This window comes from Aliagarivorans marinus DSM 23064 (assembly GCF_000429485.1).
GTDB classification, from domain to species: domain Bacteria; phylum Pseudomonadota; class Gammaproteobacteria; order Enterobacterales; family Celerinatantimonadaceae; genus Aliagarivorans; species Aliagarivorans marinus.
This window is the reverse complement of record NZ_AUBY01000009.1, coordinates 187,640-214,328: the sequence shown is the minus strand read 5'-3', so window position 1 is coordinate 214,328 and position 26,689 is coordinate 187,640. Positions and strand designations below refer to the sequence as shown.

The window sequence follows — 26,689 nt, the reverse complement described above, 5'->3', positions numbered from 1 at the left end:
ATCCTTTTCTGATCCCGACAGTCAGGGTGGCGGTATTCATTTTCATTGTTACACTGCTGTGGCAAAGCCTCAAGGAGAAGCCGGTTTTATGCTCGATTGGACCACTATCGACACAGTGCTATTGGATATGGATGGCACCCTGCTCGATCTACATTACGACGATTACTTCTGGCAGAAACACCTGCCACGCCGCTATGCCGAGCTCAACCAAATCAACGAGCAACAGGCGCAACAAGCGCTGTATGCCGATTACCAGCAAAACCTTGGAAAACTGACCTGGTACTGCCTTGATCACTGGCGTGAACACACCGGCTTAGACATCATGCAGCTAAAACGCGAAGTACAAGAGAAGATAGCCTGGCGCGAGCATGCCGAGGCGTTTTTAGTGGCCTTGAAACAAGCCGGAAAACAGCGAGTGCTGGTGACCAACTGCCACCCTGATGGGCTAGCCCTTAAGCTGGAGCGCACCAACCTTGGCGAGCATCTCGACGCCATCTACAGCACCCATCAGTTCCAGCAGCCCAAAGAGGAACTGGAGCTGTGGCAGCAGTTGCAGCACCACCATCACTTCGAGCCAGCGCGCAGCCTGTTTATCGATGACAACCAAGCACTGCTCGACGTGGCCGCCCAGTTCGGCATTGCCCATCGGGTGGCCATCCTCAACCCCGATTCCAAACGCCCAGCGCTCCCGGCAAACACCGCGAGCCGCCACATCGGGATCGACGATTATCGCGAGTTGATGGTGGGGCTATACCAATCCGGATAAGTAAGTGGCCAGGTATGGCGAAGGAAAAATCATTGAGGACGAGGAAGCGCTTGCCGTAACTAGTGGGCTAATTACAAAAGCGTTGACGCTGTCATCAATGATTTGAACCAGCAAGGGCGGTCAGTTACTCATGTGGATTGGTATTACAACCGTCCTCGTTGGTTGAAGCGGTAGTAACCTTGCGAGTCACTGTTACCGATGAAGTGCATATTGCCGGCTAGCATCTCCGGCAGCTCAGCTCCTGCTTTGAGCTTGCCTGAGCTGCGCCAGTTACCCGCTCCCACCAATACCTCGGATTCAAGATCGATCATCGGGTCTTGATGGTTGAGCGCCAGACGCAATTGCCCCTCAACACAGTCGAGGCGAGCAAACATATCGTCAAAGCCGAGTTCGGCGATAGGCGTTTGCAGCACCGGCTCAACCCACTCTAAGGTGCCTTGTAAGGCGTCGCAGCGCAGGCTGTCTGGCTGCACTAAGGCTTCACTTAGCTCAAGATACAAACGCCCTTCGGCCGAGGCTGGCACTGGCAGAGCGATCTGTGAGATCAGCCATTCAGCATCCACATTGGCTTGCCAGCCCTTGGCCGCAAGCCCGGCGCTGCCATACTCCACCACACCGTTGGCGCGTAACGAAGGGTGCTCCGCCTCCAGTTCAAGCGCAAGCTTACCGGTAAGCAGGGCAAACGGCCTGAAATCCCATTTGAGCTTATCAAGCTCAATCCCCTCAACGCGCACCTGTTTGGCGCTGCCTTGCCAGATGCGGCCATCTACCTGGCCGATGGTCAGCCCCTTCGGTAGGGGCACAAACTGCATCACTACATGGGCCGGCAAGGTATAGAGCAGGCTACCCAGATACACCAGTATCAGTAGCAGCGCACTCAGGAAAAACTTTTTCATTGGCGTTTACTCAACTTCAAACGACGTACATTCACCACGCCCGGGGTTTGCTGGGCTTCGATATCCAAGGTATCGATGACGATGCCATAACGGCTATCGAGCAGGCGCAGCCAGTTCACCAGCCGATCAAATACCACGTCCTCGATCCACACCTCCACCTCATCGCCACGCGGCTGAATACGCGCCAGCTTAATCGCTTGTTGACGTGCACTTGAGCTCACCGCTTGGTTCACATTCACCGAACCCGGGCGGGCTTGGCGATTTCCTTGAGACAACAGCAACTCACCTTGTTGGCGCACCCAGCTCAGAGTCTGCTGTTGGCTAGTGACGCGCTGTTGCTGCTGCTCTTTGGCCTCCACCACTGGGCGCCATACGCCCCAGAATAAGACGGCAATCAGCACTAGCACGGCCATTATGCCGACCAGTTGCTGTTCACGTAGATTCAGACCTTGCCACCACTGCTTCATGGCTGCCTCCTAATTACCAGCGAACCGTTAACGCCCTGATCGGTACTGTTCAAGGTGCCCTGCTCGGTCTCTAGCGGCGCCAGCGCCTGTCGCAGCTGCTCAAAATGTTGGAACTCTTTGGCTTGAGCCTGTAGGCGGATCTCTTGCTTGTTTTGCTCAAAACGCATACTGCGCGGCGAGAAATCATCGATCTTAGCGATCTCGCTACCCACTTGATTCATCATGGCGAAGAAGGCCTGCTCATCGCCCTGCTCCAGCTGCGCCAAGGCGCGGCGGAAATCGCCTCGAATACGGCCATCGCGCACCCGTTGTACATCTGGGAATACCCGCTGATAGACCTCGCGGATTTGCTCCTGCAGCTGATCCGCCTGTTGCTTGGCGACATACCACTGGGCGCCTTGCTGGCCCAAAGCCATCACAAAGCAAACACCGGCAGCCACCGTGACCTTGCGCCATTGACGCCACAGTTTGGTCAGCGCGCCTTCGCTGCGATAGATGCCTTGCAGCAGGTTGTGGCTATAGGCTCTCGCGCCCTCAGCCAGTAACTGCATCGCTAGCTCGGGGGTTTCTGCCTGCCACTGCACGCCAGCGGGTTTGCTTGCGGGTGCGCTGCTGTAATGGCGCACCACCAGCGTGTCGCTGCCCGCATCGGCTTGCTGTTGGTCAGATTCGTCTTCTTCGCCTTCTAATGGCTCGGACTCTGCAACCGGTTGTTGGGTCTGCTCTTCTGCCAGCGCGGTAATGGCGCTATCTAGCCAGCTCTGATCGACGGCGAGTGCGCGCCCGCGGGCATCTCGCAGTAGCCATTGCTGACCTAGCTGCAGAGCGCTCAACTGTCCGGAGTCAGGCTGTGGCAAACACAGCGCATCCACCTGCCAGCTGCTGCTTTCCAGCCCAGCATCCTCTAGCCAGCCTTGCCAGCGGGTCATCAGTTGATGGTCAAGTACTGCAAACATCATCTGATTGCCAGTCTTACCGAGCAGTGCAACATGCAGATCTTCCGGCGCTTGGGCCAGCTGCTCTTCCAGCATAAACACCGCCACTTGCTGCCAAGAGCGTTGGGCGGAGCGTGGCAGCTCAAGCGGAGTAATCAGCAGATCGGCGGCACTGACCAAGATCTGCAACGGTCGCTGCTGTTGCTTGTCTTGCAAGCTCACCAACTGGCTGGCATCACTTAACTCACCGGAGGCGATGACCTCTTTCTCGCTCGAGGACCACACTAGCCACGGAATGGCGGCTAACGGGTCGGCGCTTAGGCGAACGAATAACTGCTCACTCACAGACCACCCCCTGTTTTCCGGCGCAGTACCACAAACTGGTCGTTCCCGCTGCGCTTGATCAAGCTTCTCATGTGCGCTTGTCCTTGTTCATTTTCTACTTTCACGTCGGCTTCAAAATAACTGGAGCTCAGTGACATGGCATTGGAAAGATTACTCTGAGTCAGTGAGATACCGGTCAGCATCGGATGAGTCATATACTCCTCCACGCTGTTGTAACCCTCGCGTGGCCGATCGGCCAACACCTGTTGTGCGCCATACAGATCCAACTGCGGCTGAAACAAGGCCACCAACAACTCCGGCTGCTCCTCACTGATAGTGTTCACATTAAAAACTTGGGTGCCTTCTGGCAAGGCACAAACATAGGGCTCGACCTTTTGATACACCGCAGCAGTCACCCCATTAATCGCCCGCAACTCAGAGCGGTCGGCCAGCGGCCCATTGGCTGGCAAATACGGCGGGGTCATCGCTTCATAGGTGCTATCTTCTGCGCCCAGCGGATGGGGAATGGTATCGGCATCGATCCAGTCCCGCAGCGAGTCGGCAATCTGCTCAGCCAGATAGCCCTCGACCTCCAGCGCCACCAGCAAGGCGATAAACTGATCGACCACCCGCGGCGGTTGACCATCGGCCCTGTTTGGCTGGCCCAGCGCATTCAGGTTAAAGCAGGCCTGCATATCGCGAATGCGGCCGCTTAGCATCGAATCCTCTACTGGCAGCACCAGCCCCTCGGTAGCCCAGTACTGCTCGAGGTGAACATTGTCGTCGTCCTTCACATCCTGCTTAAGCACCGACACAGCGAAGGCTTCTCCACCGGATGCCAGCCACTGCAAGTGGGTGTATTGCTGTAAGTTGGTGGCGCGAGCAATGTCTAGCTGCAAGCGCTGGCTAAACTGGGAGGCGATCAGCACCATCACCGCCAGTATCAACATGATGGTGAGCAGTGCGACCCCACGCTGGCGCTTCAGTCCACTCACTGCTGACCTCCACCTTGATTATTCCCGCCTTGGTTGTTCCCACCTTGGCTGTTACCACCCTGATTATTGTTGCCTTGGTTGCTGTTGGTCGGCTGATCCTGTGCCTGTTGCAACACTACGCCGCGCTCACCTTGCGGTACCAAAAACACCCGGCGCAGCTCACCGTAGTCGGCGGTTAGGATGGTGACTTCCACCCCTTCTGGCAAAGCGTCGGTCTCGCCGAAATTTTCGCGCCAGCTACCGTTTTGATAAACCCGAAAGTTGAGGTCTTCAACCTGGTCCAGCAGCACCTGTTCGCGTGGCTCTTGCCCCACCACCGCATCGGGATAGTTGTAAAAGGCCTTAATCAACTGCTGGTCTCTAAGCAGGTAACTACTACGCTGCAGCTCCGAGCGTGGCAACATCGCCTGTGGGTTTCGCCAACCGAGGCTGACCATCTCCACCGCACCGGCATCGCTGCCATGGAGAAACTTTTCCATCTTAAACAGTGGGCGCTGTTCTTGGCTCTCATCGCGAAACGGCCGCGCGGCCATCTGACTAAAATCGCGCTGCATCACCGTCATGGCCCGTTGTACTTGGCGCAAGCGAGCACCATGGCGCTCGGAGAGCTCATCCGATTGCTGTACGCCCGCCAAAAGCTGATACGCGGCTATAGCCAAAAAGGCAAAGATGGCGATGGCCATCAGCATCTCTAGAAAGGTAAAGCCGCGTTGCTGGCGCTTGGTGTTCGCCCTCATCAGCGACTCACATAGGAGGTCAGCTCAGCCATCACCTGCTTGCCCTCCTTGTCCTTACTCACGGTCACGCGCACCGCTAGAAAATCATTGCTGGCGGTCTCAACGCCCTGGCTTTGCCAATACCAGGTGCGATCGGCGAACTCTTCCTCGCCTTTTCGCAGGGCGGTTCCCGGCCATGCACCGGAGAGTTTAATCTCCGACAAGCGGTTATCTGCCACCCATAGGGCAAAGCTCTTTTCGCGTAAAAAGCTGATACTATTGAGGTTTTCTGCAGCAGCCTTGACCACCGCCGCACCGGCTGTGGCCAGAATCGCCATCGCCACCATTACCTCTAGCAGGGTCATCCCGCGCTGGCGCTTCATTGCTCAGGCTCCCCGGGATAGACCTCAATCTGACCCAAGTCATCGCTACGTACGCTCCAGATAAGGTCCAGATCTTCGTGTTCAACGGTCAAACTAAAGGGCGTCACTTCGCCGCTACTGAGGATCATCACCTGTGGCTGAATCTTCTTCTCGTCATCAGCGGTAATAAAGTCTTGCTCCAACAGGCCGCCTTCGAACAGGCCCAAACTTTGGCTAACGTAGCCATCGCTATCTTGTTGCCAGTCGCCGAGCGATAGCTCCAAGGTATAGGGCTCTTGTAGCTCACGGCGGCGGAACATCTCATCGGTGGCGGGTTGCCAGTTATCGCCTTCCAGCTCCAGAAACTGGTAGCTGATCTCATCGCTAATCAGGCCGTAGTCACGGCCGGTCATCAACGCCTGCTCTTGCGCAAACTGCAGCAATGCGGCCAGGCGCTTAACCTGGATCTCCATGTCTTTGCTGTCATTGGAAGTGGAGATGTTCATCACGGCGACGCTTACCGCCACCGCCATCATCACACACACCAAAATGATCTCCAGCAGGGTGAAGCCCTGCTGGCGTTTGGGCAGGCGAGTTCGCATGGTTACTGGTCTAGATTCCAGTTACCGATATCGTCGTTGGTGCCTTCCTCGCCATCAGGGCCGGCAGTGAATACATCAACGCGACCGCGCTCTCCCGGGCTAATCAGGATGTAGTCGTTGCCCCATGGGTCTTTTGGCAAACGGCGCAGGTAGCCACCATCGGGGTAGTTACGCGGCTCAGGGCCAGAGGTTGGTTGGCTTACCAACGCTTCCAGACCTTGGTCGGTGGTTGGGTAGCGGCTGTGGTTGAGACGGTACATATCGAGGGCGTTTTCTAATGCCACGATATCGGCGATCGCTTTCTGGCGATCCGCTTGTTCTTTGTTACCCATCAAGTTGGGCACCACCAGGCTGGCCAAGATCCCCAGAATCACGATGACCACCATTACTTCCAACAAGGTAAAACCCTGCTGACCCTGGCGCTTTTGCTTGTTCATAGTTACTCCCCCTGAACTGTCGGCCTTAGCCGACCATATTGTTTAATTCTAATAAGGGCAGCATGATGGCCATTACGATAAATAGCACCACACCTGCCATAGTGATGATTAGCGCTGGCTCAAATATCCCTAAGGCCAGGGTAACCTGATTGGCAAATTGCCGTTCTTGGTTATCAGCTGCCCGCTCCAGCATCGAGTCCAACTCGCCAGAGCGCTCACCGGAGGCGATCATATGCAGCATCATGGGCGGGAACAAGCCGGTTGCATCCAAGGATTGATGCAGGCTGGTCCCTTCACGAACCTTGCCGGCGGCTTCTAGTACCTGCCCCCGCGCGTAGTCGTTGGTCAGTACGTCACCGGCGATGTTCATCCCTTCGAGTAGCGGTACCGCCGATGAGTTCAAAATACTTAGGGTACGGGCAAAGCGGGCAGTGTTCAGGCCTTTGGCCACCTTGCCCAGCACCGGCAATTTAAGATACTGGCGATGCCAACCAAGGCGCAGACTATCGCGCATCAACAAGCGTTGGCCCAGCACCATCAGCAGCAAGATCGTTACCAGCACATAGAGACCGTAGGCGGCCACAAAATCACTCATGGCAATCAATGCCACGGTCATACCGGGCAAGTCCTGTCCCATATGCTCAAACTGCTGCACCACCTTCGGCACCACCGCTACTAGCAAGATGGCGATAATGCCGATGGAGACTAAGGTCAGCACGGTAGGGTAAATCAGTGCCTGCATGGTCTTCATGCGCATCGCTTGGCGCTGTTCGGTGTAGTCGGCCAAGCGCTCGAGCACTTCGTCTAAGTGGCCCGATTTCTCACCCGCCGCCACCATCGAGCAATAGAGTTTTTCAAAGGCTTGCGGATAATCCGCCAGACTTTCGGCCAAGGAGTAACCCTCAACGACCTTGCCGCGCACCCCCAGCATAATGCTTTTGATGCGCGATTTTTCGCTCTGCTGGGCCACCGCTCTTAGCGCTTCTTCCACCGGCATGGCCGCTGCTACCAGCGTCGCCAGCTGGCGAGTGACCAAGGCCAAATCGGAGGCACTGATGCCTCTGCGGAAGCTGGTTTTACCCTTGCTTGCTTGTTGCTTGTCGGCAATCGGCTCGATAGATAAGGGGGTCAGACGCTGCTCACGCAGGTTGCTGCGCACTTGGCGGGCGTTGTCCGCCTCCATCACGCCTTTGCGTTTTTTGCCCTTACCATCAAAGGCCTGATACTCAAATGCTGGCACGCTATCCTTCCCTCGTTACCCGCAATACTTCTTCAAGGCTGGTAATGCCGGCCAATACTTTGTTCAAGCCATCCTGACGAATACTTGGGCAGTGGTCGCGCACGGCAGCTTCGATCTCTTGCTCGCTGCCACCACCGTGGATCATCTCGCGTACTTCATCGGTCACCAGCAGCAGCTCGTGGATACCGGTACGACCACGGTAGCCGGTGTGGTTACAGCTCTCACAGCCCACAGGTCGATACACTTGAGCATCGATCTCAATGCCCAGCATCTTCTGCTCACGGGCGGTAGCGTGGTGGGGTTCGCGGCAATCCGGGCATAGGGTACGCACCAAGCGTTGGGCCAGCACCGCCAGCAAGCTAGACGACAGCAGGAAGGGCTCAACCCCCATATCCCGCAGACGGGTCACCGAGCCAATCGCGGTGTTGGTGTGTAGGGTCGACAGTACAAGGTGACCGGTCAAACTGGCTTGTACCGCAATCTGGGCGGTTTCCAAATCCCGGATCTCACCGATCATCACCACATCCGGGTCTTGACGCAAAATCGCGCGCAGGCCACGGGCAAAGGTCATATCTACCTTGGTGTTCACCTGGGTTTGGCCGATCCCCTCGATGTTGTACTCGATGGGGTCTTCAACGGTCAGGATATTGCGGTCTTTGCTGTTGATTTCATTGAGGCCAGCATACAGCGTGGTGGACTTACCGGAACCAGTCGGGCCGGTAACCAGGATAATCCCGTGCGGCTTACGCAGCAGCTCACTGATATGCTCTTGGTACTCTTTCGCCAGGCCTAGGTTGGCCAGCATCAGACGGGCGTTATTCTTATCGAGAAGACGCAGCACCACCCGTTCGCCATGGCTCGATGGCATGGTTGATACCCGTACATCCACCGCACGGCCGGCCACTCGCAGTGAGATACGGCCATCTTGCGGTACCCGCTTCTCGGCGATGTCGAGACGCGCCATTACCTTGATCCGCGATACCAGCAGCGCCGCCAGTTTACGGTTGGGGCGTAGGATCTCGCGTAGCACCCCATCGATACGGAAGCGGATCACCAAGGTGGCTTCGAAGGTCTCGATATGGATATCACTGGCGCCTTCTTTGATCGCCTCGCCCAGCATGGCGTTGATCAGCTTAATAATCGGCGCATCATCTTCCGATTCGAGCAGGTCTTCGTTCTCGGGTAGTTCTTCAGCCAAGGTGTAGAAGTCCATATCGTTACCGATATCTTCCATCAACTGGCGAGCCTCTGAGGAGTCGCGCTGATAGGCCTCGGCCATACGCGCTTCAAAGGCTTCATCATCCAGCGGCTGGCAGCTAAAGGCCTTTCCGACAACCCGGCGTACTTCACACAGCACCGCCAAGCTTGGCTGAGCTTTGTGCTGCAACACCAAGCCTTGCTCGGCGGCTTCGAGCAGCACACCGTGCTGCTTGGCGAACATGTAAGGCAGTTGCAGGCTTCCCTCTTCGCTTAGATGAGGGGTGTCGCTAACCAGTGCCTTTTCATCTTCAAACTTGGCTAAATCGCTCACCGCTTACTCCCCAGCAGCTTCGGCGGCGGCTTTTTCTTTCAGGTAGTCCAGATAGGCTTGCTCTTCCGGCGAGATCTCCTGATCGATGCCGTACTCAGGCAGCACCGGCATTTGCAGGTCTGGCATCAGGTTGACGCCCTCTTCCTGACGCAGTAGCTGTTGAGCCCGGATCTGGCTGTACTTGCGCGAACTCACGTTACGCATGGTGGCCGAGTCACGGATAATGGTTGGACGGATAAACACCATGAGATTGCGCTTGGACTGAGAGGTACCGGTGGAGCGGAACAGATGGCCCAGTACCGGGATATCGCCCAGCAGCGGCACCTTGGAGTTACTCTCTTCCACTTGATCATCCAACAGGCCGCCCAAGATGATCATATCGCCGCTGTCCACCAGCACCGTGGTCGTCAGCTGACGAGTCGCGAACACCACATCGATATTGGTTTGGCCCTGAACGCTGGAGACTTCCTGCTCGATGGTGAGCTGTACCGCATCGCCTTCGTTGATCTGAGGGGTTACTTTTAGCTTGATACCCACTTCACGGCGATCCACCGTGGTAAATGGGTTTTCGTTGTTCGAACCCGCTGAAGAGCCGGTCACAACCGGGACTTCCTGACCGACGATAAAGAAGGCTTCTTGGTTATCCAGAGTGGTAATCGAAGGGGTTGCCAGCAGGTTTGAACGGGTGTCGTTGGCAGCCGCTTGAATCAAGGCCGCCCAGTTAGAGCCATAGAAACCAAAGGCTGCACCGCTAATCCGGCTCAGGGTGTTAGCCAGCGGTACGATGTTGCCAAGCTGATCAGGGTTACTGGTACAGTTTTGGTTGTCTCCTGCACCAGAACAGGTAGTGGTACCTTCGGTGGGCTGAGCTTGCCATACGCCCGCGCCAATCTCGGTAATCGGCACCGTCAGGCCATCGTTAAACTGGGTACCACCAGCTTCGGTGGCCCACTGCACGCCTAGGCTGATACCATCGCCATCAGAGACTTCCACGATCATCGCTTCCACGTGTACTTGAGCGCGGCGGATATCCAGCTGCTTAATCACGGTTTCAAGGGTACGCATGGTGTCAGGCTGGGCGGTGATCACCAAGGCATTGGTCTCTTCGTGGGCCTCGATGGAGAACTGGCCACGGGAAGAACTACGGCTTGAGCGGTTGCCACCTGTATTGCTGCTGCCACCGGCGGCTTCTGCCGCGACGGTTTCGCTTACGCCTTTAAGTACGTCTACCAGATCGCCGGCTTTGGCGTAACGGATATAGAAAACACGGGTATTACCAAAGGTTTCCAGCTCACTATCCAGTTTCTCGACCAAGCGAACAATCCGCTCACGGGCGCTTGGCTCACCTGAAATTACGATGCTGTTGGTGCGCTCATCGGCGACCACCTTCGGGGTTAGCAGATTGGTTGCCGCTGCACCACCGCCACCGCCGCCTTTGGCTGCAGTTGCGGTTAGCGAGGAGATAATCCGCACCATTTCGTCGGCCGATGCATACTTCAGCTTCACGATGTCTACTTCTTGGTCGCCGGCCTTGTCCACCCGGCGGATGATCTCCACCAAACGGTTCACCACAGCGGCGCGGCCAGTCAGCATGATCACATTCGAGGGGTCGTAGTGCACCACGTTACCGCCACCGGCGTTGTCGTTGAGCTGGCGCAGCAGCGGGGCCAGTTCACGTACCGATACGTTCTTTACCGGCACCACACGGGTGACCATCTCATCGCCGATCGCATCGCTATCGGAGTCAACCACCGGGATGGCGGCACCTTTGGCATCTTTGGCGCGAATAACCTTCACAAAGCCGTTGGGCATATCCACAACCGCAAAGCCATAGACATCGAGGATGCTCAAGAAGAATTGGTAGTATTGCTCTTCAGTCAGCTCATCGTAGCTACGTACGTTAACCTTACCGCGCACTGAGGGGTCGACAATGATGGTCTTGTCTAAATTGCGGCCCACCGTGGTAATCATCTCACTGATGTCGGTATCAGTGAAATCAGGTGTAAAGCTCAGTTCGTCGCCAACCGCAGACAAGCTTAAACTAAAACCACACAGCGCAAGACATGCAGCCCGAGCCAGTTTCCCCAATTGAAATTTCATTTACTTCCCAATCTCCAATTCTACTTATTCTGGCAGGCTCAGGTAGAGCTCTTCTAGCTGCCCTTCACGCTCAACCGTCAAACTAACTTCGGTGAGCTCGCTGAGTTCCTGCATTATCTGCATGGCTTGTGCATTGTCGGTCAAATCGTAACCATTGATGGCCACCGCCAAATCATTTGGCCGTAGCCCAAATTCGTTAAAAATCTGTGGACTCTTGCCCGGGTTGACCCGATAGCCGCGCAACTGCCCGTCCTCGCGGTGCGGGTTGATGCGGACAAAGTCGGTAATCTTTGAGGGATCACGCAGCGCTTCGCGTACCTCTGCAGCACTTGATCCCGCGTTTGACGCAGTATTCTGCGCAGCTGGTCGGGTGGTACGTTGTGGACGCGAGGCCGCACCCCGCGGTGATGACTTACCATCAGGGTCTAACAGCAGGCTTTCCAGCTTGCCTTGGTTATCCAAAATCACCCGGTCGGCGTAGATCTCAACCACCGTCGCCTTAGTGCCATCGATCTGTTCTTCCAAGGCATAGGTTTGCTGTTTATTACGATGTTCAATAATTGCGATAGAACGGCTTGGATCGCTACTGGCGACCAGCCCGGCTAGTTTGACCCGCAGTTGGGTCTTCGGCGCATCGGCACTGGAAGGCGCTTCCTCCACCGGCTTCTGCTGACTGGCCAACTCGGGCGAAACATATTTACCAAAAAGATTGGCACTAAGCAGCGGCGCCAAGTCGATGCCACGGCTGCTCGATTGGTTGGCACGAATGTTCGGCTGCCAAGCGCTGGCGCTCTGCTGCTGAGGAAATGCTAGCCACGTCAATGCCGCCAGTTGATAGGCAACAACGCAGAGTAGTGCAGCGAAGCAGATGCGTGCGGTGGCAGGGGCTAAAGCGAGGCGCTCACCGGCTTTAGTAACAGATAGAAATGCGTTCATCCTTTGGTCTTTTAGGGCTGAGTATTCATGCTTTGTATTCGCGGCCCAAGTGCTGTCCTAATGAGCTATTTGTTTGCCCATTCTAAAGAGACTGCTATTAAGGACAAGGGCTCATAAGAGAAAAAGTGCGGGCTGTAACAATATACCTTTTATAAGGATTGCCTATAGATCTGACGCAAATTAGTTAACCTTTTGTAGTAGGTCGACCAAAACCATAGCGCTGTGCTGGTTTTCAGCGCGTCTGCAGAGCGTTACACCAGAGTATCGTGGTCAACCAACGCTCACTCATGCACCATGTGGCGGTTTGGGTATATAATCGCGTGCCAATATGAAACAAACATGACGATGTAACTAAATGAGCGATAATTCTCAGCAGATCCGTCTCGATAAATGGCTTTGGGCGGCGCGTTTTTACAAGACTCGCAGCCTGGCCCGGGAGATGATTCAAGGCGGAAAAGTGCATTACAACCAACAGCGCTGCAAACCCAGCCGATCTGTTGAGATTGGCGCTACTATTAACCTTTGGCAGGGTCACCAGCCTTTGGAAGTGGTAGTGCAAGCCTTGAGTGATAAGCGCGGCCCGGCGCCCCAGGCCCAGCAGCTCTATCAGGAGACAGCGGACAGCATCGCTAAGCGCGAACAGCAAGCCAGCCAACGCAAGCTACTCGCGCAAAATCAAGCGCCTGAACGTCGCCCGGACAAAAAGCAACGCCGTCAAATCATCCAGTTTAAACAACAGTAGGTATATAAGATGAAGCAAGATTTGCTCACCCGTTTCACCTTCGACAACTACCACCTGCGTGGCGAGCTGGTACAGCTTCAGCAAAGCTATCAGTCGATCCTCGAACAACGCAGCTACCCAGCTTCGGTTCAGAAGCTGCTCGGTGAACTGCTCAGCGCCACCAGCCTGCTAACCGCCACCTTAAAGTTTGAAGGCGACATTACCGTGCAGCTGCAAGGCGATGGCCCGCTTAACTTCGTGGCAATCAGCGGTAACCACCGCCAAGAGCTACGCGGTATTGCCCGCTGGGAAGGCGAACAGGTACAAGATCTGCCATTTGCCGAGCTAGTCGGCAAAGGCCACATTGTTATCACCATCACCCCAGAGAAAGGCGAGCGCTATCAGGGCATCGTCGAGTTGGATAGCGCTGGCGTTGCCAAGAGCCTGGAAAACTACTTCGCCCAAAGCGAACAGTTGCCGACTCGTTTATGGCTGCACACCGGACAAGTAGACGGCCAGTTCCACTGCGCTGGTTTGTTCCTGCAGGCACTGCCGGGCAATGATGAAAAAAATGAGGAAAATTTCAGCCACGTTTCTCAGCTCAACGAAACCATGACCGCCGACGAGTTGTTCACCCTAGACGCCGAGCAAGTACTGTTCCGCCTCTATCATCAGGAAGACGTTCGCACGTATGAACCACAAAACGTGCAATTCAAATGCACCTGCTCCCAAGAGCGTTGCGAGTCAGCACTATTAACTATGGATCTGCAAGAGCTTAGAGATATCTGCGAGGAGCGAGGCGAAATCGCCATGCATTGTGACTACTGTGGGCACAATTATCGATTTAATGCGGCTGACGTAGAAAACATTTTCAGCAATCAAACCGCGACAAAGCAGGATCAAGTTCACTAATATATCCGGGGAAGTGGGAGCTGCTTCTCACTTCCCAATTAGATCAAACAATAACCATATTAAAATTACGGTAATTTGAACTAACTCTATCTTTTGCTTAAGTCTTAAGCGATAGAATGTGAACAAACTTAATAAATAAAATAATGAAAATATTAGATAACAAAACTACCTCTCTACATTACAAATCAGGAGACTGCCATGCTAGACGTTGCAGAAAAAAGCCAGACCGTAGACTTAGAACAATACGGCATTAAAGGTGTAACTGAAATTGTACGAAACCCCTCCTATGAGCAACTCTTCCAAGAAGAGACCCGCGATGACCTTGAAGGATATGAACGCGGGGTAGTCACCGAAAGTGGTGCTGTTGCCGTAGACACCGGTATCTTCACCGGCCGCTCTCCCAAAGATAAATACATCGTCCTCGACGATACCACCGCGAAAGACTTCTGGTGGACCAGCGAATTCGCTCCCAACGATAACAAACCCATCACCACTGAAGTGTGGAACGATCTTAAACAAACCGTTGTTGAACAGTTATCTGGCAAACGCTTGTTCGTGGTTGATACCTTCTGTGGTGCTAACCCAGATACCCGTCTTAAAGTGCGCTTTATCGTAGAAGTTGCATGGCAAGCCCACTTCGTAACTAACATGTTCATTCGCCCCACCGAAGAAGAGCTGAAAGACTACGAGCCAGACTTCGTGGTAATGAATGGCTCGAAAACCACTAATAAGAAGTGGGAAGAGCACGGTTTAAACTCCGAGAACTTCACCGTGTTCAACATGAGCGAAAAGATGCAGGTCATCGGTGGTACCTGGTATGGCGGCGAGATGAAGAAAGGTATGTTCGCGATGATGAACTACTACCTGCCGCTGCAAGGCATCGCGTCCATGCACTGCTCGGCCAACGTCGGCGAAAAAGACGATGTGGCCATCTTCTTCGGCCTGTCAGGCACCGGTAAGACGACTCTATCTACCGATCCAAAACGTCGCCTGATTGGTGATGACGAGCATGGCTGGGATGACGACGGCGTATTCAACTACGAAGGTGGCTGTTATGCCAAGACCATTAAGTTGAGTAAAGAAGCCGAGCCTGATATCTACAACGCGATCAAACGCGACGCACTACTGGAAAACGTCACCGTGTTTAACGATGGCAGCGTCGATTACGATGATGGATCAAAAACCGAAAACACTCGTGTTACCTATCCTATCGGTCACATCGAGAACATCGTTAAGCCGGTGTCTAAAGCAGGCCACGCTAAGAAGGTTATCTTCCTAACCGCTGACGCCTTCGGCGTACTACCACCGGTTGCCAAGCTCACTCCAGAGCAAACCAAGTATCACTTCCTGTCTGGCTTCACCGCCAAGCTGGCTGGTACTGAGCGTGGTATCACCGAGCCGACTCCAACCTTCTCCGCGTGTTTCGGCGCAGCCTTCTTGACCCTGCACCCAACCAAGTATGCAGAAGTACTGGTTAAGCGTATGGAAGCGGCTGGCGCAGAAGCCTACTTGGTGAACACCGGTTGGAACGGCACTGGCAAACGTATCTCGATTCAGGATACCCGCGCGATTATCGATGCGATCCTCGACGGCTCGATTGAGAAGCAGGAAACTAAGCAACTGCCTATCTTTAACTTGGAAGTGCCTACCTCACTACCAGGTGCCGACCCAGAGATCCTCGACCCACGCGATACCTATCAGGATCCACTGCAGTGGCAAAGCAAGGCAGAAGACTTGGGCCAACGCTTTATCAATAACTTCAAACGTTATACCGATAATGCAGAAGGTCAGGCTCTGGTTGCAGCAGGACCGCAACTGGAAGACTAATACTCTGCCAATACCGACACCGCCAGCCCCGCTGGCGGCATAAAAAAAGCCACTCGACTGAGTGGCTTTTTACGTTTAGCGCGAACTAGCGGCCAGACTTGAAACGGGTCCAGGCGCGGGTGCGGGCACGCTCGGCGCGCGGCGGAATACTCTCAAAGCTGTACAAGCTCTCACGCACTTCATCGCTTGGGTATAGGCCTGGGTGTTCCAGGATCTCTGGGTCAATCAGCTCATCGGCCTTCGGATTCGGATTGGCGTACCACACGTAGTCGGTGATATCGGCAATCACTTCTGGACGCAGAATGTAGTTGATGAACTTATGCGCCGCATCGGGGTTTGGCGCATCCGCTGGGATGGCAAACATATCAAACCACAGGCCAGCCCCCTCTTTCGGGATGATGTAATCAATCTCGATACCGTTGTCGGCTTCGTCGGCGCGATCAGCAGCAATCAGGGCATCGCCAGACCAAGAGATCGCCACACAGATATCGCCACTAGCCAGGTCATTGATGTACTGAGAGCTGTGGAAGTAGCGAATGTGTGGGCGCAGTGCGTCCAGGCGCTCTTCCAGCTCGCCTTGGTAATCGGCAGGCTTGGCGGTATGCGGGTCTTTACCCATGTAATCCAGTAGCGAGGGGATAACCTCGGCCGGGGTGTCTAGGTAGGTCACGCCACAGTCAGCCAGCTTGGCCACCACTTCTGGGTCGAATACCAGATCCCAGCTATCGATAGGAAAATCTTCGCCCAAGCGCGCTTTCACCGCTTCAACGTTATAGCCAATACCGGTGGTACCCCACATGTAAGGAATGCCGTATAGGTTGCCCGGATCGTAGGTTTCCAGTGCCTCCATCAGGCCTTCATCCAGATTTTCCCAGTTGCTTAGCTTGCTGCGATCCAGCGGCTGGTAAACACCGGCCAGGATCTGGCGCGCATAAAAATCGTGGGAAGGAGAAACAATGTCGAAGCCGGTGCTGCCTGAAAGCAGTTTAGCTTCTAGTACTTCGTTGGTATCGAACACGTCGTACACCACTTTGATGCCGGTTTCGGCTTCAAAATTGGCCAAGGTGTCTTCTGCAATGTAATCCGTCCAGTTGTAGATATGCAGAACCTGTTCTTGCGCGTTGGCAACCGAGCTGGCCAACAGACCCATTGATAGGGCCAGTGAAGCACGTAGTGGAGTTTTCACCTCAGTATCCTCGTATAGATGAAGGGATTTTTGCCGCCGATTCTAGCCCATAACCCCAATCACTGTGAATATGTAGATGTCGAGAATTTGTGCAATAGCTTAAATAATCTAGTTTAAAATCTGGGCATTAGTTAACCACTTGGCTACAATGTTCGTTTGTTTAAATTCAGCCAGGCAGCACAAGCATCTGGCCAGTAAAGATTGGAGCCGTTTTCACACTAATGATCACTCACGAACAAATCGAACAATTCCGCCAGCAGTTGGAGTCCCAGCTAGCAGAGATCCAAGCGCGTCTTGAGGATGACAGCGCGATTAAACGGGAAAATGAGCAAGGTGACGAGGCCGATCGCGCCAGCCAGGAAGAGAACCAACAGATGCTGCTGAATCGTCGTCAGCACGACCTGGCCCATGTGAAAAGCATTCGTGATGCGCTCAAGCGGATCAGTGAGGAAGATTACGGCTTTTGCGAAAGCTGCGGTGATGATATCAGCCTGCAACGCCTGAAAGCGCGCCCTGAGTCGCGCTACTGCATCGAGTGTCAGGACCTGCGCGAGCGCAAGCAAACCCACTACGCGTAAGCCCTTCATCTAGTTCTAAAAACTTGGCGCTGACGCTATTTGATAGCTTTATGCGCCAAGATCATATTCTCCAACGCCACTCGCTGATATACTTTCCACCCGATTTCATATCGGATTAGGATCTGCGAGCATGACCAACCCGCTCTATCAGAAGCACATCGTTTCCATCGCCGACCTCTCTCGCGCAGAACTGGAACTTATCGTCGAAACCGCTGGCAAAATCAAAGACCAGCCAAGACCCGAGCTTCTCAAAAACAAAGTTGTCGCCAGCTGTTTTTTCGAAGCCTCAACCCGTACCCGCCTGTCATTTGAGACCGCAGTACAACGCCTTGGTGGCAGCGTCATCGGCTTCCCCGATGGCGGCAACACCTCACTGGGGCAAAAAGGCGAAACCCTCGCCGACTCGGTGAAGATTATCTCTTCGTACAGCGACGCATTCTTCATGCGCCACCCCCAAGAAGGCGCCGCCCGACTGGCTAGCGAATTCTCCAGCGTCCCGGTCATCAACGGTGGCGATGGCTCCAACCAACACCCAACCCAAACCCTGCTGGACTTATTCAGCATCTACGAGACCCAAGGGTCATTGGAAGGCCTACAGGTGGCGTTTGTCGGTGACCTCAAATACGGCCGCACCGTGCACTCACTCACCCAAGCGCTGTCGCTGTTTGGCTGTGAGTTTCACTTTATCGCACCGAAAGCCTTGGCGATGCCAGACTACCTGCTGGAAGAGCTACGCGAGAAAGGTGTCAAGTACACCGAGCACGACGGCTTCGATGGGGTGATCGACAAGGTCGACATCCTGTACATGACCCGCGTACAGAAAGAGCGCTTCGACGAAACCGAATACCAGCACATTAAATCGAGCTTTATCCTAAGCGCCGATCTGCTGGAGGGCGTGAAATCGAACCTGAAGGTACTCCACCCACTGCCACGGGTCGACGAGATCACCACCGACGTAGATGCCACCCCCTACGCCTACTATTTTGAGCAGGCTCGCAATGGGGTATTTGCCCGCCAAGCCTTGTTAGCCCTGGTGATGACCAACGAATTCGGAGCGGCCTAATGAAAAAGCAACTACAAGTCGAAGCCATTCAACACGGCACCGTGATCGACCATATTCCAGCTGGCCAAGGCATTAAGATCCTCAAGTTCTTCCACCTGGCCGATGACAATAAGCGCATCACCGTGGGGTTGAACCTGCCCAGCGGCAATCGCCCGAATAAAGATCTGATAAAGATCGAAGACACCACCTTCAGTGAAGAGCAAGCCAACCAGCTAGCCCTGTTTGCGCCCAACGCCACGGTTAATTTGATCAACGAATTTGATGTGGTGAAAAAGTTTCAGGTGGCCCTGCCCGAGCAGATCACCCGTGTGTTTGCCTGCCCTAACAGCAACTGCATCAGCCACAACGAGCCGGTGGATAGCCGCTTCCATGTGCGCAGCAACGACGGCGATACCAAGCTCAAGTGTCACTACTGTGAGAAGTCTTACAGTACCAACCTGTTCTCCGAGCTCGATTAATCGTAAGCCAAAAACTGGATAACTCGATAAAAAGACAACCGCTTTTAGGTTGTCTTTTTTTTGTCAGCTATCTATATGTAATATAATGATAAATAAGTGATCTACGAGTCGGTTACAGGTGTAACCTAAGACATACAGTTAACTTGATAAGGATATCCCCATGCGCAAGTTGTTGGTCTGTACCGCTATCGGCACGCTACTGGCAAGTCATGCAAGCGCGGCGGCGCCACTCGCCAAAGAGCCGGGCTGGTCGACCACCCTTAACCTCAACGTCGGCTTTGCCTCCAGCGAAAGCCAGTTCAATACCGATAGCGACAACGCCATTACCGATGACCTGAACAACTCCGGCAAGAAGCAGGACAGCTTTCTCGGTTATCCCTTACTACGGGTGGAGTACACGACTGAGAACCTTAAAAACCAATGGTTCTTGGGTAACAGCCCGGAGAACGTCGGTCGTGGCCAGCTGCAATACGAGCTCGGCTATACCCGTGCCATGGGTGAGCGCAGCCAACTAACCGCCGCCTACTTCCCGCGCCTCAAGCTGTTTAGCGAAACCTGGCAAGACCCCTTTGTTGTCGGCGAAAAACGCCATAAAACCGATGAGTCAGTTCAAGGACTGCGGGTCGAGTGGAAGGCCATCGCCGAGAGCCCATTCAGCGCCGAATATGTATTTGCCCAGCGTAAAATCGATGACGAACACTCGGGCGAGTCGCGGGCAGGCATCAATACTGCGCTGCTGCGCCGGGAAGCGGATATCCACCGTTTGGATCTGGGTGTGAGCTTTCCTCTAAGCCAACGGCTGTTTATGTCTCCCTCGTTTGTCTACACCCGGGTTAACGCCGACGGCGATGCCATGAGTAACGATGATTACATGCTGCGGATCAACACCGTCTACCGCCAACAGCAGCACCTGTTAAACCTCAACCTGGAATGGGGACAACGCAAGTTCGATGAGGCGAATCCGGTGTTTAATCGCACCCAAAAGGATGATCACTACTCGCTGTTCGCGCTCTACGTCTACCAAGAGCCCTTTGGCTGGAGCAACAGCATGTTCAACGTGACCGCTGGCTTTAGTCGCAACAACGCCAACATCACCTTCTACGACAGCAGCGGTACCTTTGCAGCATTGGGTATGGGATATCGCTTCTAAGCGTGATTAGAAGCCACATCATGGAAGTGGCTTAAAGAAATGAACGCAACGCACCCACAGTGCGTTGCGTTTTGGTTTGGAAACTACAGCCCGGCTTTATCCAGCCGCGCAGTCAGCTCGGCGACTTTCTCGGCTAGTAGCTCAAGCTCTGTGCGCATCCGCGCCACCTCACCTGCATCTTCCAACGATGATGGCTGAGAGCTTGCCTCCGCGGCAGCTGGTGCATCGCCACTACCTTCGGTAAACAGCTCCGCATAGCGGCTCTCACGCTTGCCCGCTTGGCGCTCTAAACGCTCCACCAGCGGGCCTGACTCAAACTGCTGTAGGCTGCTCAAGCACGACTCCAGCTCGGCCACCGATGCAAACTCGGCCAGACGCCCAGAGCGCGAGCGCAGCTCGCCCGGGGTTTGTGGGCCGCGCAGTAGCAACAAGGTGATCACAGCGCGCTGCTGCTCACTAAGCTGAAGGCCACCGAAGGTGCTGTTGCAAAAACGCTGCTGATAGCGCACCACCCGGCCGCTTTGTGGCGCTTCTTGTACTAAGCGCTTTTCCAGCAGGCCATGCAGGGTGTCTAGTACCTCGGCCTCACTCAGCTCAAGTACCGGCTCACGGTTACTTTTCTGGTTGCAGCCCACGGTTAGAGCATTCACCGACAGCGGATACTGATCCGGCGTGGTGGTCTCTTTTTCAAGTAGCACGCCAATCACTCGTGCCTCTAATGCGCTTAATTGCTTGTTCATGTGTTACCTAATCGTGGTGTTCTTGATCGAACTGTTTGTACAGCACCGATGTATCGCTGCGGCCAAAGCCACGCTGTTGCAGCTCGGCGTAACGTTGGTCGACTTGCTCGGCCAATGGCAGACTCAGTCCAAGCTGGCTGGCTTGCTCAAGACAGATACCGAGGTCTTTTCTCATCCAATCGATGGCAAAGCCGTAATCAAAATGTCCCTTGGCGACATTCTCAGCGCGGTTTTCCAACTGCCAACTGCCTGCTGCGCCGTGCTTGAGTACCTCCACCAAAGTGGTGACATCGAGGCCGGTCTTGCTGGCTAGCTGTAGCCCTTCAGACAGGCCCTGCAAAATGCCAGCGATACACAGCTGATTGACCATCTTGCACAACTGCCCCTTGCCATGCTCGCCCACCAAGGTGATCGCTTGGGCGTAGCTATCCATCACTGCTTCAACCTTGGCTAAGGTTGCCTGCTCGCCACCGACCATCACGGTTAAGCAGCCATTTTCGGCGCCCGCTTGGCCGCCGGACACCGGCGCATCTAAGAACTGTAAGCCGGCATCCGCCGCGGCTTGTGCCAGCTCAACCGCCAGCTCCGCCGATGCGGTGGTGTGATCCACCAGCACCGCGCCCGCTTTCGCGCCAGCGATAATGCCCTGTTCGCCGTAATAGACACTGCGCACATCTTGGTCGTTTCCGACACAGCTGAACACGATGTCCGCATCCTTGGCCGCACCGGCAGGGGTAGCCGCGCAGCTGCCGCCATATTGCTCGCACCACGCCTCAGCTTTGCTGCCTGTGCGGTTATACACGCAGACTTGATAACCCGCCTGCTGCAAGTGGCCGGCCATGGGATAGCCCATGGTGCCCAAGCCGATAAATGCTAACTTCTTGCCCAACTGAATACTCCTTTAAAACAGTAAAGACTAATAAGGTTTGAAACCAAACTTCTGGCCGCTGATCGCTGCCTCGTACATCAGACCGCCCTTAGCCATGGTGAATACCGCATAGCCACTCACGTAGTTGGCCTTGCTCTGGGTATCCGCCGCTTGCGCGCCAGTTCCGGTGCTGCCCGCTTGCGCCGATGCGCCAAGAGTCAGCGCCACCGCACTGGCCTGAGCGCCAAACTCGAAGCTACCGCTGGTGAAGGCGTCGTAGGCACGCTTGTCTTGCAAGAACACGATCTGGCTAAAAGCCTGGCCGCCCAGCTGCAGACCAAAACTCACCTGCGCCAGACTGGCCTCACCGGTTGGGCTGCCGCCTTGGTAGACCTTACCCTTACCGTAGGCACCGCCTAGACCGATACCGCCTTTACCCACAGTGGGGAACACAGCGTAGCCATAGGCAGTGTTAAAAAATGAGTGGGTACGTGGGGATTCGCGAAACTGCTCGATGGTAGCTGAGTATTCATCAGCAAAGCTGCTTGGCAGCGCGAAGACCAATAAAAATGCGAGTGAAAACAGGCGTTTCATTGTGAGCACTCCTTATCAGGTGTCCCTTGACGAATGTCTTTGCAGGATAACCGATAAAGAGTGCTTTGAGCCAGTTTTCTAGGCGGGCTGGTAGAGCTTGTAGATAGTTTTGTGCTGATAGCTTTGACCAGGCTCCAGCCAGCAGCTCTGATGTGGGTAGTCAGGGCGGTTAGGCGCATCCGGCAGATACTGAGTTTCCAAACACAGGCCAGCTTGCTTGCCGTACTCGCCACCTTCACGACGCGGGTTACCATCGACAAAGTTGCCGGTGTATAGCTGTACCGCAGGCTTGGTGGTCAATACTTCAAGCGCCAGCTTGCCGTCATCAGCAATCACTCGGGCGATCGGCTGCTCACAGCCTACCAATTCAGGCTTAATCAGATAGCTATGGTCGTAGCCGCCCACCAATTCTTGATCGTGCTCGGTCAGAAAGTCTTGGCCAATGGTCTTGCTCTGGCGAAAATCGAAGCTAGTGCCGCTAACCTCACGCAGGCCCGCTGGCGGGATCCCATCTGCGCCAACCGGTAAATATTGGTCGGCACCAATCCATACGCTGTGCTGCTTGATATCGGCGGCCGCGGGATTGAGGTTGAAGTAGGAGTGATCGGTAAGGTTGATAGGGCAAGCCTTGTCGACCTTGGCGCGATAATCCAGATGCAGCTGGTTGTCATCATCCAACAGGTAGCGCAGCTCAACGCTCAGATTGCCCGGGTAACCGAGCGCGCCGTCGGCTGATTCGATGGTGCACAGCAGCTCATTGTCGGCCACCTGCTGTAGCTGCCAATCGCGATGGCTAAGATCGCAGGCGCCATGCAGCTGGTGCTCGTCTTGGTTGGCGGTCACTTTGTATTCCACGCCATCACGCTCAAAGCGCGCGCCTTTGATGCGGTTGGCAAAACGCCCTACCGTCATCCCCAAAAAACCTTGCTGACGTTGGTAGTCTTCCAAGCTGGCGCAGCCCAGAACAGCATCGCGCACTTCGCCATCGCTCAGGCGGATAGTAAAGCTGGTCAGGGTAGCCCCTAGCGCAATAACCTGAGCCTCACTTCCCTGCTTGTTGCGCAGCACTACCGCACCCGGCATCGATTGATTCGTCACAATCCAACTCCATTAAATGATAAAAACAAAACTGCGCCCATTGTGTTGGCTGCCCCTATGGCTGACAAGGGATCTAAGTCCATTGAAGCGTTAACCAGCTCACAGTTTTCACTGCAAGTGTAAACGATTAACCCCATCCACCATAATTCACACCAACGTTGTCAGTTTTAGTAAGGCCAAGGTGAAATCTAGCCACGCTTTACAAGGAAGCCGCTGCTCTCTATATTCCCGCACAGTCACTTCCGCCAAACCGCCGCTCAACGGGTCAGGAGATACCGATGCAAGATCAGAACTTCGATGCCATCGCCAACAAGTTCACCCGCAACATCTACGGCACCATCAAGGGTAAGATCCGGCTGGCGGTTCTGCGGCGCGACCTAGAGCGAGTGCTCAGCATCGAGAACAGCCCTGCGCTGCGGATCCTCGATGCCGGTGGCGGTTATGGCCACCTTAGCCAGCAGCTTGCGGCCATGGGCCATCAGGTGGTGTTGTGCGATATCTCCGAGCAGCTGTTGGCCCAAGCCCGCGAACAAATTGCCGCCGCGCCCACCTCCTTAGATATGCAACTGCTACATTGCCCCATCCAGCAGCTCGATGTTGAACAGTTTGGCCAGTTCGACCTGATCCTGTGTCATGCCGTGGTGGAGTGGTTGAGCGACGCCAAGGCTACGGTGGCGGGGCTACTGCCCTTACTCAAACCCGGCGGCCACCTGTCACTGATGTTCTACAACCGCGAAGCCCAGCGCTTTCACTCACTGGTGAGCGGCAACTTCGATTACATCAACAAGGGCTTAAAGGTGAAAAAGCCGGTCCGGCTTACCCCGCAACACCCACTCACGCTGGACGAAGTAGAGCAATGGATGCAACAGTGGCTGTTAACCAGCAAGCAGGTCAGCGGCGTGCGGATTATTAACGACTACTTTAAAGCCGGTGCGCGTGAGCAAGTCGATGAGCAACAGATCATCGATATGGAGCTGCGCTATTCGCAACACCGCCCCTTTATCGAGCTAGGACGCTACATTCACCTGCTTGCGCAGCGCTAGCAGAACTCACCAATCGCTTGCCTTTTAACCGTGTTCTGGTTGGCATTTACACAACTTTACAGAACTAAACACCAATAAACGCGATCTATACCACTGTATGGCACTAACAGCTGCCGTAAACTCAATGCACTTGTGTTGTTGTATAGGAGCAATATGTCGAATCTGTTTAAAGCCCTGGTTCTCTCTACTGCGGTATTTTTGGTTCCCAGCCAGGCCTCTCAATCAGCTACACCCAGCCGTAGTCTTTGCAACCCTTCAGCCTTTCAACACAGCGGTAATCATCGCAGCAACCTTCGTCTCAACGATATCCGCAATCGCCGCCGTGACAGCCAGCAACCCTATGACTCGCTGGACAAGCTCTATCAGCTCGCTCCACAGGCCCAACAAGAACTGGCCTTGATTCTGGAACGCTCTGCCGGGCACAGCCACTGCGAAAGTGTCATCGCCGACGTAAAATCCCCGGCACGCGCCGAAACCAAAATCGCCACCGAGCTCAACCATCAAGCCGCCGAGCTGACCGATCTGGTTCGCGCCAGCATCATCGCCGACAGCCCTGAGCAATTGGTACAAGCCTATGAGCAGCTAGAGCAGCAGGCCGAGTTAGTCGCGGTGAAAAACCGCTTCGCCGAGCCCGGCCCTTCTGGCTATCGCGATTTGAAGGTACTGGTGACCCTGCCACAATCAGGTTTGATTGCCGAGGTGCAGCTACACCTGCGCTCAATCTATGAGTTGAAAAATGGCCCCGACCACCAGCGTTATCAGCAAATCCAGCAGATCGAACGATTGGCTCAGGGGGAAAGCCGCCCGCTTAACCAACACGAATCTGCCACCATCGCCCAGCTTCGCGAGCAATCCCAGCAAGACTACCACTTCGCGTGGTTGCCTTATCACGACCCGCTGTTAGCTGCGTGAGCTAATAGCGTAAGTCTGACTTTCTAAGCCCGCATTTTGCGGGCTTTTTTAATGGATATATTGGGCATAAACGAAAAAAGCCCCGCTCGATTGAGCGGGGCCTTCGAAAGGTGGTCGGTGAAGAGGGATTCGGGCCTTCGGCCTCCTCTGGTCCGCTCTTTATTGGCTTCGCGACGATGCGCTGGCACTTTCATTGGGCTTAAACGAAAAAAGCCCCGCTCAACTGAGCGGGGCTTTCGAAAAGTGGTCGGTGAAGAGGGATTCGGGCCTTCGGCCCCTCTGGTCCGCTCTTTATTAGCTTCGCGACGATGCGCTGGCACTTTCATTGAGCATAAACGAAAAAGCCCCGCTCAATTGAGCAGGGCTTCGAAAGGTGGTCGGTGAAGAGGGATTCGAACCCCCGACCCTCTGGTCCCAAACCAGATGCGCTACCAAACTGCGCTATTCACCGACAAGTTTTACTTTGGTACTCGCTGAGGTTTGTGACCTCAGGTCCCGCTCTTTATGAGCTTCGCGACGATGCGCTACCAAACTGCGCTATTCACCGACAAATCTTGCTGTTACCTGCCACTGACAGGTCATAATCTTCGAGAAGATTATGGTGCGAAGGGGGGGACTTGAACCCCCACGACCGTTAAGTCACTAGCACCTGAAGCTAGCGTGTCTACCAATTTCACCACCTTCGCAAATGGGGTGAGTAATGGGTTAAAACCCATCTATAGAAAAACCCGCTCAACGAGCGGGTCTTCAAAATAGTGGTCGGTGAAGAGGGATTCGAACCCCCGACCCTCTGGTCCCAAACCAGATGCGCTACCAAACTGCGCTATTCACCGACAGGTCATAATCTTCAAGAAGATTATGGTGCGAAGGGGGGGACTTGAACCCCCACGGCCGTTAAGCCACTAGCACCTGAAGCTAGCGTGTCTACCAATTTCACCACCTTCGCAAGTGGGGTGAGTAATGGGATTTGAACCCACGACAACCGGAATCACAATCCGGGGCTCTACCAACTGAGCTATACCCACCATTGTTTTTTAGAGCTTGTTGCCACATGGCGCACCCGACAGGAGTCGAACCTGTGACCTTCGCCTCCGGAGGGCGACGCTCTATCCAGCTGAGCTACGGGTGCTCAACGCTGGCGGAGGCGTATATTAGGGAAGTCGCCCCCCCTTGTAAAGCCGTTTCTTCGAAAAAATTTCCTGTTTGCTCAGGAAATCAACAAACGGCTTAAA

27 protein-coding genes and 6 tRNA genes are annotated in these 26,689 nt (G+C 54.6%); 10 read left to right on the top strand and 23 right to left on the bottom strand.

Annotation, left to right across the window (positions count from 1 at the left end):
* The first annotated feature begins 88 nt into the window (after positions 1 to 88).
* Positions 89 to 766, top strand: a complete 678-nt coding sequence (gene yrfG / locus G461_RS0102845) for a GMP/IMP nucleotidase (protein WP_026970700.1) — start codon at positions 89 to 91, stop codon at positions 764 to 766.
* Between the two features lie 143 nt (positions 767 to 909).
* Here yrfG and G461_RS0102840 read toward each other — a convergent pair whose 3' ends face one another.
* The 12 genes from G461_RS0102840 to gspC form a co-directional block, all read right to left on the bottom strand.
* Positions 910 to 1,662 (bottom strand): type II secretion system protein N, encoded by a 753-nt coding sequence (locus G461_RS0102840; RefSeq protein WP_026970699.1) that lies wholly within the window; start codon positions 1,660 to 1,662, stop codon positions 910 to 912.
* Complete coding sequence (gspM, locus tag G461_RS0102835) at positions 1,659 to 2,129, bottom strand: type II secretion system protein GspM (RefSeq protein ID WP_026970698.1); 471 nt, start codon at positions 2,127 to 2,129, stop codon at positions 1,659 to 1,661. The genes G461_RS0102840 and gspM overlap by 4 nt, the downstream gene beginning before the upstream one ends.
* A complete protein-coding gene (gspL, locus tag G461_RS0102830; RefSeq protein ID WP_026970697.1) occupies positions 2,126 to 3,409 on the bottom strand; it encodes a type II secretion system protein GspL in 1,284 nt (427 codons plus the stop codon). The genes gspM and gspL overlap by 4 nt, the downstream gene beginning before the upstream one ends.
* Positions 3,406 to 4,383 carry a type II secretion system minor pseudopilin GspK gene (gene gspK / locus G461_RS0102825; RefSeq protein ID WP_026970696.1) on the bottom strand — a complete coding sequence of 326 codons (978 nt, stop codon included), beginning with the start codon at positions 4,381 to 4,383 and terminating at the stop codon, positions 3,406 to 3,408. The genes gspL and gspK overlap by 4 nt, the downstream gene beginning before the upstream one ends.
* Complete coding sequence (gene gspJ, locus G461_RS0102820; RefSeq protein ID WP_051333309.1) at positions 4,380 to 5,120, bottom strand: type II secretion system minor pseudopilin GspJ; 741 nt, start codon at positions 5,118 to 5,120, stop codon at positions 4,380 to 4,382. The genes gspK and gspJ overlap by 4 nt, the downstream gene beginning before the upstream one ends.
* Positions 5,120 to 5,482, bottom strand: a complete 363-nt coding sequence (gene gspI, locus G461_RS0102815) for a type II secretion system minor pseudopilin GspI (protein WP_026957580.1) — start codon at positions 5,480 to 5,482, stop codon at positions 5,120 to 5,122. Before gspI ends, gspJ begins: the two co-directional genes overlap by 1 nt.
* The gene (gene gspH, locus G461_RS0102810; protein WP_026970694.1) at positions 5,479 to 6,063 is read right to left on the bottom strand and encodes a type II secretion system minor pseudopilin GspH; all 585 of its coding nucleotides are present in this window, start codon (positions 6,061 to 6,063) and stop codon (positions 5,479 to 5,481) included. The genes gspI and gspH overlap by 4 nt, the downstream gene beginning before the upstream one ends.
* Before the next feature lie 2 nt (positions 6,064 to 6,065).
* Positions 6,066 to 6,500: a type II secretion system major pseudopilin GspG gene (gspG, locus tag G461_RS0102805; RefSeq protein WP_026970693.1), complete on the bottom strand. Its 435-nt coding sequence runs from the start codon at positions 6,498 to 6,500 to the stop codon at positions 6,066 to 6,068.
* A gap of 25 nt (positions 6,501 to 6,525) precedes the next feature.
* Positions 6,526 to 7,740 (bottom strand): type II secretion system inner membrane protein GspF, encoded by a 1,215-nt coding sequence (gene gspF, locus G461_RS0102800; RefSeq protein ID WP_026970692.1) that lies wholly within the window; start codon positions 7,738 to 7,740, stop codon positions 6,526 to 6,528.
* Between the two features lies 1 nt (position 7,741).
* Positions 7,742 to 9,181 (bottom strand): type II secretion system ATPase GspE, encoded by a 1,440-nt coding sequence (gene gspE / locus G461_RS0102795; RefSeq protein WP_051333320.1) that lies wholly within the window; start codon positions 9,179 to 9,181, stop codon positions 7,742 to 7,744.
* A gap of 93 nt (positions 9,182 to 9,274) precedes the next feature.
* On the bottom strand, positions 9,275 to 11,371 hold the full coding sequence (gene gspD / locus G461_RS0102790) for a type II secretion system secretin GspD (RefSeq protein WP_026970690.1): 2,097 nt from the start codon (positions 11,369 to 11,371) through the stop codon (positions 9,275 to 9,277).
* 24 nt (positions 11,372 to 11,395) lie between these two features.
* Positions 11,396 to 12,307 (bottom strand): type II secretion system protein GspC, encoded by a 912-nt coding sequence (gene gspC / locus G461_RS0102785; protein WP_026970689.1) that lies wholly within the window; start codon positions 12,305 to 12,307, stop codon positions 11,396 to 11,398.
* A gap of 355 nt (positions 12,308 to 12,662) precedes the next feature.
* On the opposite strand from gspC, the gene hslR reads away from it, so the two are divergent.
* The 3 genes from hslR to pckA all read left to right on the top strand — a co-directional run bounded on the left by hslR (position 12,663) and on the right by pckA (position 15,767).
* The gene (gene hslR / locus G461_RS0102780; RefSeq protein ID WP_026970688.1) at positions 12,663 to 13,049 is read left to right on the top strand and encodes a ribosome-associated heat shock protein Hsp15; all 387 of its coding nucleotides are present in this window, start codon (positions 12,663 to 12,665) and stop codon (positions 13,047 to 13,049) included.
* Between the two features lie 9 nt (positions 13,050 to 13,058).
* Positions 13,059 to 13,940, top strand: coding sequence for an Hsp33 family molecular chaperone HslO (gene hslO / locus G461_RS0102775; RefSeq protein ID WP_026970687.1), 882 nt, complete (start codon positions 13,059 to 13,061; stop codon positions 13,938 to 13,940).
* Between the two features lie 198 nt (positions 13,941 to 14,138).
* A complete protein-coding gene (gene pckA / locus G461_RS0102770; RefSeq protein ID WP_026970686.1) occupies positions 14,139 to 15,767 on the top strand; it encodes a phosphoenolpyruvate carboxykinase (ATP) in 1,629 nt (542 codons plus the stop codon).
* Positions 15,768 to 15,852: 85 nt separating this feature from the next.
* On the opposite strand, the gene G461_RS0102765 is transcribed toward pckA, so the two are convergent.
* Entirely contained in the window at positions 15,853 to 16,917 is a 1,065-nt protein-coding gene (locus G461_RS0102765) for an extracellular solute-binding protein (RefSeq protein ID WP_051333308.1), read from the bottom strand.
* A gap of 257 nt (positions 16,918 to 17,174) precedes the next feature.
* On the opposite strand from G461_RS0102765, the gene G461_RS0102760 reads away from it, so the two are divergent.
* The 4 genes from G461_RS0102760 to G461_RS25345 all read left to right on the top strand — a co-directional run bounded on the left by G461_RS0102760 (position 17,175) and on the right by G461_RS25345 (position 20,202).
* Entirely contained in the window at positions 17,175 to 17,531 is a 357-nt protein-coding gene (locus tag G461_RS0102760) for a TraR/DksA family transcriptional regulator (RefSeq protein WP_035479047.1), read from the top strand.
* A 130-nt stretch (positions 17,532 to 17,661) separates the two neighbouring features.
* Entirely contained in the window at positions 17,662 to 18,594 is a 933-nt protein-coding gene (gene pyrB / locus G461_RS0102755; protein ID WP_026970683.1) for an aspartate carbamoyltransferase, read from the top strand.
* On the top strand, positions 18,594 to 19,052 hold the full coding sequence (gene pyrI / locus G461_RS0102750) for an aspartate carbamoyltransferase regulatory subunit (RefSeq protein ID WP_026970682.1): 459 nt from the start codon (positions 18,594 to 18,596) through the stop codon (positions 19,050 to 19,052). Before pyrB ends, pyrI begins: the two co-directional genes overlap by 1 nt.
* 160 nt (positions 19,053 to 19,212) lie before the next feature.
* Positions 19,213 to 20,202 carry a DUF2860 domain-containing protein gene (locus tag G461_RS25345; RefSeq protein ID WP_051333307.1) on the top strand — a complete coding sequence of 330 codons (990 nt, stop codon included), beginning with the start codon at positions 19,213 to 19,215 and terminating at the stop codon, positions 20,200 to 20,202.
* An 83-nt stretch (positions 20,203 to 20,285) separates the two neighbouring features.
* Here G461_RS25345 and G461_RS0102740 read toward each other — a convergent pair whose 3' ends face one another.
* The 4 genes from G461_RS0102740 to G461_RS0102725 all read right to left on the bottom strand — a co-directional run bounded on the left by G461_RS0102740 (position 20,286) and on the right by G461_RS0102725 (position 23,502).
* The gene (locus tag G461_RS0102740) at positions 20,286 to 20,942 is read right to left on the bottom strand and encodes a YceH family protein (RefSeq protein ID WP_026970681.1); all 657 of its coding nucleotides are present in this window, start codon (positions 20,940 to 20,942) and stop codon (positions 20,286 to 20,288) included.
* Positions 20,943 to 20,949: 7 nt separating this feature from the next.
* Positions 20,950 to 21,831, bottom strand: a complete 882-nt coding sequence (locus G461_RS0102735; RefSeq protein WP_026970680.1) for an NAD(P)-dependent oxidoreductase — start codon at positions 21,829 to 21,831, stop codon at positions 20,950 to 20,952.
* Positions 21,832 to 21,858: 27 nt separating this feature from the next.
* Complete coding sequence (locus tag G461_RS0102730; protein ID WP_026970679.1) at positions 21,859 to 22,404, bottom strand: lipid-binding SYLF domain-containing protein; 546 nt, start codon at positions 22,402 to 22,404, stop codon at positions 21,859 to 21,861.
* 78 nt (positions 22,405 to 22,482) lie between these two features.
* The gene (locus G461_RS0102725) at positions 22,483 to 23,502 is read right to left on the bottom strand and encodes a galactose-1-epimerase (RefSeq protein WP_026970678.1); all 1,020 of its coding nucleotides are present in this window, start codon (positions 23,500 to 23,502) and stop codon (positions 22,483 to 22,485) included.
* A gap of 278 nt (positions 23,503 to 23,780) precedes the next feature.
* Here G461_RS0102725 and G461_RS0102720 point away from each other — a divergent pair, with 278 nt between their 5' ends.
* Both G461_RS0102720 and G461_RS0102715 read left to right on the top strand, forming a co-directional pair.
* Entirely contained in the window at positions 23,781 to 24,545 is a 765-nt protein-coding gene (locus G461_RS0102720) for a methyltransferase domain-containing protein (RefSeq protein ID WP_026970677.1), read from the top strand.
* Between the two features lie 153 nt (positions 24,546 to 24,698).
* The gene (locus G461_RS0102715) at positions 24,699 to 25,457 is read left to right on the top strand and encodes a RelA/SpoT domain-containing protein (protein WP_051333305.1); all 759 of its coding nucleotides are present in this window, start codon (positions 24,699 to 24,701) and stop codon (positions 25,455 to 25,457) included.
* Positions 25,458 to 25,831: 374 nt separating this feature from the next.
* Here the strand turns inward: G461_RS0102715 and G461_RS0102710 are convergent.
* From G461_RS0102710 to G461_RS0102685, 6 genes are all read right to left on the bottom strand, one after another.
* Positions 25,832 to 25,908: transfer RNA gene (locus tag G461_RS0102710), tRNA-Pro, on the bottom strand.
* 148 nt (positions 25,909 to 26,056) lie between these two features.
* A tRNA-Leu gene (locus G461_RS0102705) sits at positions 26,057 to 26,143 on the bottom strand.
* Positions 26,144 to 26,213: 70 nt separating this feature from the next.
* Positions 26,214 to 26,290 (bottom strand) — tRNA-Pro (locus tag G461_RS0102700).
* Positions 26,291 to 26,316: 26 nt separating this feature from the next.
* Positions 26,317 to 26,403: transfer RNA gene (locus G461_RS0102695), tRNA-Leu, on the bottom strand.
* A gap of 3 nt (positions 26,404 to 26,406) precedes the next feature.
* Positions 26,407 to 26,482, bottom strand: a tRNA-His gene (locus G461_RS0102690).
* A 27-nt stretch (positions 26,483 to 26,509) separates the two neighbouring features.
* A tRNA-Arg gene (locus G461_RS0102685) sits at positions 26,510 to 26,586 on the bottom strand.
* Positions 26,587 to 26,689 lie beyond the last annotated feature (103 nt).

Coding starts and splice junctions, on each gene's coding strand:
- gspG (WP_026970693.1), bottom strand. CDS start 6,500: ATGAACAAGCAAAAGCGCCAGGGTCAGCAGGGTTTTACCTTGTTGGAA.
- pyrB (WP_026970683.1), top strand. CDS start 17,662: ATGACCAACCCGCTCTATCAGAAGCACATCGTTTCCATCGCCGACCTC.
- gspI (WP_026957580.1), bottom strand. CDS start 5,482: ATGAAGCGCCAGCGCGGGATGACCCTGCTAGAGGTAATGGTGGCGATG.
- G461_RS0102730 (WP_026970679.1), bottom strand. CDS start 22,404: ATGAAACGCCTGTTTTCACTCGCATTTTTATTGGTCTTCGCGCTGCCA.
- G461_RS0102765 (WP_051333308.1), bottom strand. CDS start 16,917: ATGGGTCTGTTGGCCAGCTCGGTTGCCAACGCGCAAGAACAGGTTCTG.
- G461_RS0102720 (WP_026970677.1), top strand. CDS start 23,781: ATGCAAGATCAGAACTTCGATGCCATCGCCAACAAGTTCACCCGCAAC.
- gspE (WP_051333320.1), bottom strand. CDS start 9,181: ATGTTCGCCAAGCAGCACGGTGTGCTGCTCGAAGCCGCCGAGCAAGGC.
- gspM (WP_026970698.1), bottom strand. CDS start 2,129: ATGAAGCAGTGGTGGCAAGGTCTGAATCTACGTGAACAGCAACTGGTC.
- gspJ (WP_051333309.1), bottom strand. CDS start 5,120: ATGAGGGCGAACACCAAGCGCCAGCAACGCGGCTTTACCTTTCTAGAG.
- gspD (WP_026970690.1), bottom strand. CDS start 11,371: ATGAAATTTCAATTGGGGAAACTGGCTCGGGCTGCATGTCTTGCGCTG.
- gspC (WP_026970689.1), bottom strand. CDS start 12,307: ATGAACGCATTTCTATCTGTTACTAAAGCCGGTGAGCGCCTCGCTTTA.
- pyrI (WP_026970682.1), top strand. CDS start 18,594: ATGAAAAAGCAACTACAAGTCGAAGCCATTCAACACGGCACCGTGATC.
- pckA (WP_026970686.1), top strand. CDS start 14,139: ATGCTAGACGTTGCAGAAAAAAGCCAGACCGTAGACTTAGAACAATAC.
- G461_RS25345 (WP_051333307.1), top strand. CDS start 19,213: ATGCGCAAGTTGTTGGTCTGTACCGCTATCGGCACGCTACTGGCAAGT.
- gspH (WP_026970694.1), bottom strand. CDS start 6,063: ATGCGAACTCGCCTGCCCAAACGCCAGCAGGGCTTCACCCTGCTGGAG.
- G461_RS0102715 (WP_051333305.1), top strand. CDS start 24,699: ATGTCGAATCTGTTTAAAGCCCTGGTTCTCTCTACTGCGGTATTTTTG.
- hslO (WP_026970687.1), top strand. CDS start 13,059: ATGAAGCAAGATTTGCTCACCCGTTTCACCTTCGACAACTACCACCTG.
- yrfG (WP_026970700.1), top strand. CDS start 89: ATGCTCGATTGGACCACTATCGACACAGTGCTATTGGATATGGATGGC.
- G461_RS0102760 (WP_035479047.1), top strand. CDS start 17,175: ATGATCACTCACGAACAAATCGAACAATTCCGCCAGCAGTTGGAGTCC.
- G461_RS0102840 (WP_026970699.1), bottom strand. CDS start 1,662: ATGAAAAAGTTTTTCCTGAGTGCGCTGCTACTGATACTGGTGTATCTG.
- hslR (WP_026970688.1), top strand. CDS start 12,663: ATGAGCGATAATTCTCAGCAGATCCGTCTCGATAAATGGCTTTGGGCG.
- G461_RS0102740 (WP_026970681.1), bottom strand. CDS start 20,942: ATGAACAAGCAATTAAGCGCATTAGAGGCACGAGTGATTGGCGTGCTA.